The sequence below is a fragment of the Bacteroidota bacterium genome, from assembly GCA_039111535.1.
In the GTDB taxonomy this organism is placed as follows: domain Bacteria; phylum Bacteroidota; class Rhodothermia; order Rhodothermales; family JAHQVL01; genus JBCCIM01.
This window is the reverse complement of record JBCCIM010000257.1, coordinates 1-7,389: the sequence shown is the minus strand read 5'-3', so window position 1 is coordinate 7,389 and position 7,389 is coordinate 1. Positions and strand designations below refer to the sequence as shown.

Below are 7,389 nucleotides of genomic sequence, written 5' to 3'. Positions count from 1 at the left end.
TTTTTGAAAGCCGGCTATCCCCGATAGCCGGCTTTTCTTGTTTTAGCGAGTTAACAATACTTTCACAACTTCTTATTTGGATTAAGTCTAAATAAGCGTTATTATATCTGATGTGTGACAACTGATCATGGTTCTCCCGGTCACCTCTGCTTGTAAGGTGGCTGGGAGGATTATCCCATTATATAAACTTTCATAAAATGAACGCTATCATGAAATTCAAGCAAGCATATTTGTTTGCAGTACTTCTATTGCTGGCGGTGACCGTCAGTGCTTGCGATAGTAATGACGATGATCCTATGCCACCAGGTCTTAGTGGTGACATGCTTCAAGTCGAGGGCCCCCGGGGTACAACAGTTTCAATCCCGCTTGCTCTTGATGCAGAAGCCGGTGTTAAGTCGCTTACTTTGGCTGTTGATGGAGGCGGGCCAACGTCTCTTTCTGTGACGACAGGCACAATGCAGGCTAATTACACGCATAGTTTTGACATCCCTGGTGCCACCACGCTGGGAACGGTTTTCAATCTTGTTTTCACCCTTACTGACGAGGAAGACGCGATCACGAGAGTTACTGCTATGGTAACAACGACTAAATCGATCGATACACCGTCAACTTACGAGTTTTCCCGTAATGGCGAAACTTCGGTTTCTTACAGCGGCCAAATCGAGCGTCTTGATCAGCTTGAAGCCATCAAAGCATACATCAAAACCGCTGACGGCGGTGCTGTGGTTTCTGAACAAGTATTCCTTGACATGTTTGCCAATACAGGTGGCGACGGTGCTGGAAACTTTACATTTACCTCTACCAAACAGCTAAAAGACAAAACTTTTGTGCCTGATCTTGATGCACAACTTTTCGAAGACATGTTTGCGCGTGCAGCAGCTGCAAGTGTAGACGGTAATGCGGGTGTTGAGGCCACGAATGGTACAGCTGGTTTGATTGTCCGCGAAAACAGCGGCAATACGGTACTGGTCGATGAAAATGGTCGTGAGTTTACCCAGTTCATCGAAAAAGGCTTGATGGGCGCTGTACTGTACAACCAGATCTATAATACGTACCTGACCGACGTCCGTATTGGTAACGACGTTGAAAACTTCGAGCTATCTGAAGGCAAGAACTATACAGCGATGGAGCACCACTGGGATGAGGCATTTGGTTACTGGGATCCACCCCTTGACTTCACTTCTCCATGGCCTTCTGAGCGTGGTAGCGAAGACCGTTTCTGGAGCCACTACTCCAACACTGTTGACAATGTGAACAACGGCTTGCTTGGTACAAACAGCCTGATCATGACAGCACTAAAAGAAGGTCGTACTGCGATTGTTAATAATGATTTGGCAGCCAAGGACACACAGCGTGACGTTTTGTATGGCGCCTTTGAACTTGTTGCTGCTGGCACAGCTGTTCACTACATCAATGATACGATTGGCTTCCTTGGTGAAGGCAAAACAGGTGAAGCATTCCACGTACTCTCTGAAGCGTGGGCATTCACCAATGCACTGCGCTACAGCCCGCAGCGTACCATGGATCTGGGTGAACTGGAAACGATCATGGAAACCGACTTTGGTTCGGATGGCAATTTTTGGAATGCTACTGTGCTGGGTCTGAATACGGCTAAGTCAAAGATCGTGGCTGCGTTTCCAGACCTCGCACCTGTTCAGGACGACCTCTAGAAACGTAGACTCCTATGAAAACGCAGTATCGTTTTACATATCTGGCTTTGCTTGCAGTTGGACTCATGTTTTTCGGAATTGCTTGCGATAGCGCAGGCGACAACGAAGAGCCGCTGGATCCCATGGATCCGCCACCGGTGGAGACGTTTGATCGTGCAGGCATGTTGGATAATGTTGCCAATAACATCATTCTGCCTGCTTATGCAGCATTTCAGGAGTCAACTGATGCCTTACAGGCAGCCGTCGCGGCGTTCGCTGGGGACCCGACGGCTGCCACGCTTGTACCTGCGCAAGATGCATTGAAAGCGACGCGTATGGCCTGGCAAGAAGTCAGCATGTTTCAGTTTGGGCCGGCTGAGTCTGTAGCGCTTCGGGGTGTATTGAATACTTACCCGACCAATACGACGCAAATCAATGATAACATTGTTGCCGGCAGTTATACGCTCGGATCCATTCAGAATATCGCTGCGGGTGGATTTCCTGCGATGGATTATCTGTTGCATGGCGAAGGGCTGACTCCAGATGAAATAGTTGCCCAATTCACATCGGATGCCGACGCTTCAGCCCGGGTGCAATACCTGACCGATAACGTCGATTTTGTAAAATCGAACACAGATTTTGTTGTCCAACAATGGGCAGCAAATGGTGGAAACTACGTAGGGACCTTCCTTAGTGAAGACAACGGTGGTACCGATGTCGGCAGTTCGCTGGGTCAACTTATCAATGCGGTAGTTTTGCATTTCGAGCGATTCACAAGGGATGGTAAAATTGGGATACCGGCCGGCGTTCGGAGTGCGGGGGTTCCTCGTCCTAAAGCAACAGAAGCTTTTTACGCAGGATACTCAGTAGAACTGGCCAAAGCCAACCTGGAAAGTATAGGCCGTTTATTCAGCGGTGTCACAGCTGCTGGACAAGATGGATTAGGTCTTGAGGATAATCTTGACTTTATCGAGCAGGGAGCTTTGGCTGATGATATTGTAACCACATTGCAGGAAAGTATTACAGCGATAGAAGGATTATCAGATCCGTTGAAAGCTCAGATTGACGATGATGTAAACAAGGTAGTTGCTACCTTTACAAAAATGCAGGAGCTCGTTGTCCTGCTGAAAGTTGACATGACATCGTTCCTGGGGATTTCAATTACCTACCAGGATACCGACGGTGACTGACTCCCGGTACCGGTTCATAGAGAAGCTTGTGTCGATAGCACCCTTGGTTACACTAAGGGTGCTTTTCGGCTTTATAATGCTAGTCAGCATTATCCGGTTTGCTCTTAAAGGGTGGATTTATGAACTGTACATCGCTCCGGTTTATCATTTTACTTTTTATGGATTTGACTGGGTACAACCCCTCGATGGGAACGGGATGTATGTCGTGTTTGTGTTGATGGGACTCGCAGCAGCATGCATTATGCTCGGTTTTAAATACCGCATTGCTACGGTTAGTTTTTTTCTGCTCTTCACGTACGTCGAACTTATCGACAAATCGAACTACCTGAACCATTACTACTTTGTCAGTATACTCAGTTTTTTGCTGATTCTGGTACCGGCACATCGCGGGTTTTCATTTGACGTATTCCTAAAGCCGGCTTTGCGGGTTGACCAGGTGCCGGCCTGGACGATCAATATTTTTAAACTGCAATTGGGTATTGTCTATTTCTACGCCGGCCTCGCAAAGCTTAATACCGACTGGCTATTCGAGGCCATGCCACTCAGTATCTGGCTGCCGGCAATGTCCCATCTTCCGCTAATCGGGCAGTTGTTTGCTCAGCCTGAAACAGCTTTTGTTTTTAGCTGGGCCGGCGCAATCTATGATCTGACAATTGTATTCTTCCTTCTTTATCACCGTACCCGGCCTTTAGCATATGTAGCGGTAATCTGCTTCCATCTGATGACAGCGCTGTTGTTTCAGATTGGTATGTTTCCCTACATCATGATCCTGTGTACGCTGATTTATTTCTCAGCCGGTTTTCATGAACGATTACTCGAAAGCATAGCTCAGATTTTGCGTCGTGCGTTTTCGCTACGTACGCGCGAGGGAGTGGCACATAACACCCTACCGCTTTCTCTTTCAAAGAGCTGGCAATATGCCCTCGGGATGGTCATTGTTATGCATTTTGCACTTCAGTTGATCGTGCCGTTTCGCTCCGCTTTGTATCCGGGGACGCTTTTTTGGACGGAGCAAGGATATCGATTTTCATGGCGCGTTATGCTCATGGAAAAAGCAGGCTATACCGTTTTCAACGTGAATGATCCTGCATCGGGTAGGTCTTGGGAAATCGCTAACTGGGATTATTTAACGCCGAACCAGGAAAAAATGATGGCAACCCAGCCCGATATGATGCTCCAGTTTGCGCACTTTCTTGAAGCACAATATCAAGCAGAAGGCATTAAGGATGTTGCTATTACTGCAGATGCTTTTGTTGCGCTCAATGGCCGTCGGAGCCGTCGATTTATCGACCCTACTGTAGATCTCACTAAAGAAGAACGCGGATTTGCCACCAAAGAATGGATATTGCCATTCGATGACGAATAACTATGCCCGGACGTAGCGAAATTATTTTTTTTGTAATAAGCATGAGCCTATGTGGCCTTTGGCAAACTGCAAATGCGCAAACTTTTTCCATAAAAGGGCGTGTCGTTGATGTTAAGGGCGTGCCAATAGAACTTGTTACAATCGCTGTTTCGCCATCTGCCGATCTGACCGATAGTACTTATTTCAATGTGTTGGCAACGGTTAACACATTGCCAAATGGACAATTTACAGTCAGCGATCTTGCTGCAGGTGACTATGGGTTAACGGCCTTCTTTGCTGGTAAAAAACTGGAAAGGCGTGTCGTTAAGATTGATAAGGTAGATATTATGCTATCGATCATCCTTGAGGACCTCGAAACGAGCCTTGAAGAAATCACCGTTGATGCAGAAAACCAGGGGGCATTTGGCCTCAAAAGATTGCGGGCGGTTGAACGTGACGGAATTTATGATGCCAAGAAAAATGAAGTGGTTGTCATCGATGAGATTACGGCCAATTTGGCCACCAACAACAGCCGGCAAGTTTATGCGAAGGTGGCCGGCTTAAATATTTGGGAAAGTGATGGTGCCGGCATTCAGCTGGGTATAGGCGGTCGAGGCCTTAGCCCCAATCGGAGCTCGAACTTCAATACCCGTCAAAACGGTTACGACATTGCAGCTGATGCGCTTGGATATCCGGAAAGTTATTATACTCCACCTGTGCAGGCATTGCAGTCTATTGAGGTCATTCGCGGAGCGGCTTCGTTGCAATACGGTACGCAGTTTGGCGGGGTCATAAACTTCAGGTTCAGAGAAGGTGATGCAGATAAACCCTTCAGCCTCACCTCGATGCAGACATTGGGGGCATTTGGGTTGTTTAACTCATTTAATAGCCTCGGCGGAACTGCTGGTAAGATAAACTATTATGCATTCTATCAGCGTAAACAAAGCGATGGCTGGCGTCCGAATGAAGGATTGAATCAAGACGTCGTGTACGGCGCATTGCGATATGCCGTAACGCCTGCATGGTCCATCAAGGGTGAGTATACCTACATGTCTTACCTCGCCCAGCAACCGGGTGGACTTACAGATACCCAATTTGCAGACAATCCCCGCCAATCGAATCGCGAACGAAATTGGTTTGCTGTGGATTGGAATTTATTTGCACTCTCCTCTGATTATGCACTGTCTGGTCGCACAAACCTCAATACGCGCTTCTTTGCCCTGCGCGCCGGCAGAGATGCACTGGGCAATCTTGGGCGTATCGACCGCATCGACTTTGGCGGAAACCGGGACTTTATCAGCGATCGTTTTTCTAATTGGGGCAATGAGACGCGATTTATTCACCGCTATCCTCTCTTGAATGATTTCTCTGTCCTCTTACTGGGTATGCGGTATTACAAAGGATTTACAGACCGTATGCAAGGAGAGGGCTCGGCTGAAAACGATGCAGTATTTGAGTACAACAATCCAACATTATTAGAGGGCTCAGATTTTGACTTGCCTAATACCAATTTCTCTTTTTTCGCAGAGAAAATCCTGAATATGGGGCCTAAGTTAAGCTTCGTACCTGGTGCGCGTTTTGAGTATATACGGACTGAAGCGGAAGGTTATTATCGTAATACAGTTCGCGATCTTGCTGGAAATATTCTGCTGGATGAGCAGATAGACGAGGTCCGGGATAGAACACGTTCCTTTGTGTTTTTTGGCCTGGGAGCGAGTTACAAAGAAAGCCCATCGCTCGAGTTTTATAGTAACATTTCCCAAAACTACCGGGCGATTAACTTTAACGACATACGCGTATCAGTGGGAAGACTGGAAGTGGATCCTGATATCCAGGACGAGCGCGGGTTTAATGTTGAGTTAGGCGCGCGGGGTGCATCATACGGTTTATTAAACTACGACATCAGCCTGTTTCATTTGGCCTACAAAGATCGGATTGGCACTGTCCTGCGCAGCGAACCCAATCCGCAGTTTAATAATCTCGTAGATAGAATTTTTCGGTACCGCACCAATGTCGCAGACGCATCTATTTATGGACTCGAGTTGTACGCTGAATTTGACGTGCTGCGACCGTTTTTGAAGAAAAATAATCGGGCGGGTCTTTCTCTGTTCACAAATTTTGCTTTAATACAGGCGACCTACTCCGATTCCGATGAGCCTGGTATAGAAGGGAATGACGTAGAGCTTGTCCCACGTTACAACTTGAAAACTGGCGTTACTGTTACGCATGGCAACTTTGAATTGGCCTGGCAAATAGCACTGGTAGATGAGCAATTTTCAGATGCTACAAACGCAGCACGTACGCCAACAGCTATCGAAGGACTCATTCCCGCGTACAACGTAATGGATATCTCGTCGAGATACACGTTCAATCGCTTTCGGCTTGAAGCGGGGATCAACAACCTGGCAGACACGCGGTATTTCACTCGCCGCGCCACGGGCTATCCTGGGCCGGGGATTATTCCTTCGGTTGGACGTTCATGGTACCTGTCAGCGGGTGTGAAGCTCTAGCCCATCGTACAGAAGTGGCGTTCTTCCCGGTATTCGAAGCGCACAGGTAACGTTACTTTGCGCGTAATCATCACCTGGAATGGCACGGAGGGGCTGTCGATAATCCGGCAATCAGCACCCGGGAGACCGAGCATATAGCTGAGTACAAGTTCGTCTTCTACCCGTTCAGCAGATTCAAATTGTACCGTTACGCCGCCATGGGTGGCCGGCACGGCTGCAAATACCACCATTTCCTGGCTGAAGTCTACATCTTGAAACGGCAGGACCGTCTGCATTTTCTCGCTGAAGGCAACCCATGTAAGCGAGTCTCTTACTACCTCTTCTGTTCGTTCTACAAACGAAGCCTGAGAACCCTGGCCAATCGGCTCAAAGTAGAATGCTTCAGCATCAATAGGCACTTCTTCGACTTCAGGTACTTCCTCCGGCGTTGAGCAGCCAGCAAGGAGTAATCCCGAGATGATTAAAATACCAAGTATATTGGAAAAGATGGAACTTTTATGTGTGCAATACATGTGTTCCTGTGTGTGATTGGAAGCGGTGGATTACCACTCTGTCAACTGATCCAGCGAAGCGCCAACTTTCGGCAGCAGCTTTCGACCGTCATCCGTCAGGATCAGCCCCCTTGGCTTTCGGATGAAAAGTTGCGCACCCAGCCGGGTCTCAAGCGAGCGCACCTGCTGACTGATCGCAGACTG

5 protein-coding genes and 1 pseudogene are annotated in these 7,389 nt (G+C 47.9%); 4 read left to right on the top strand and 2 right to left on the bottom strand.

What is annotated here, in order from left to right:
* Positions 1-296 precede the first annotated feature (296 nt).
* From AAF564_24685 to AAF564_24670, 4 genes are all read left to right on the top strand, one after another.
* Positions 297-1,670, top strand: a complete 1,374-nt coding sequence (locus AAF564_24685; GenBank protein MEM8488766.1) for a DUF4856 domain-containing protein — start codon at positions 297-299, stop codon at positions 1,668-1,670.
* A 14-nt stretch (positions 1,671-1,684) separates the two neighbouring features.
* Positions 1,685-2,839: an imelysin family protein gene (locus AAF564_24680; GenBank protein ID MEM8488765.1), complete on the top strand. Its 1,155-nt coding sequence runs from the start codon at positions 1,685-1,687 to the stop codon at positions 2,837-2,839.
* Positions 2,832-4,205: an HTTM domain-containing protein gene (locus AAF564_24675; protein MEM8488764.1), complete on the top strand. Its 1,374-nt coding sequence runs from the start codon at positions 2,832-2,834 to the stop codon at positions 4,203-4,205. Before AAF564_24680 ends, AAF564_24675 begins: the two co-directional genes overlap by 8 nt.
* Before the next feature lie 119 nt (positions 4,206-4,324).
* Complete coding sequence (locus tag AAF564_24670; GenBank protein MEM8488763.1) at positions 4,325-6,694, top strand: TonB-dependent receptor; 2,370 nt, start codon at positions 4,325-4,327, stop codon at positions 6,692-6,694.
* Here AAF564_24670 and AAF564_24665 read toward each other — a convergent pair.
* Together AAF564_24665 and AAF564_24660 are read right to left on the bottom strand one after the other, a co-directional pair.
* Positions 6,691-7,206, bottom strand: coding sequence for a hypothetical protein (locus AAF564_24665; GenBank protein ID MEM8488762.1), 516 nt, complete (start codon positions 7,204-7,206; stop codon positions 6,691-6,693). The genes AAF564_24670 and AAF564_24665 overlap by 4 nt on opposite strands.
* Positions 7,207-7,248: 42 nt before the next feature.
* Positions 7,249-7,389: pseudogene (locus AAF564_24660) on the bottom strand (LysR family transcriptional regulator).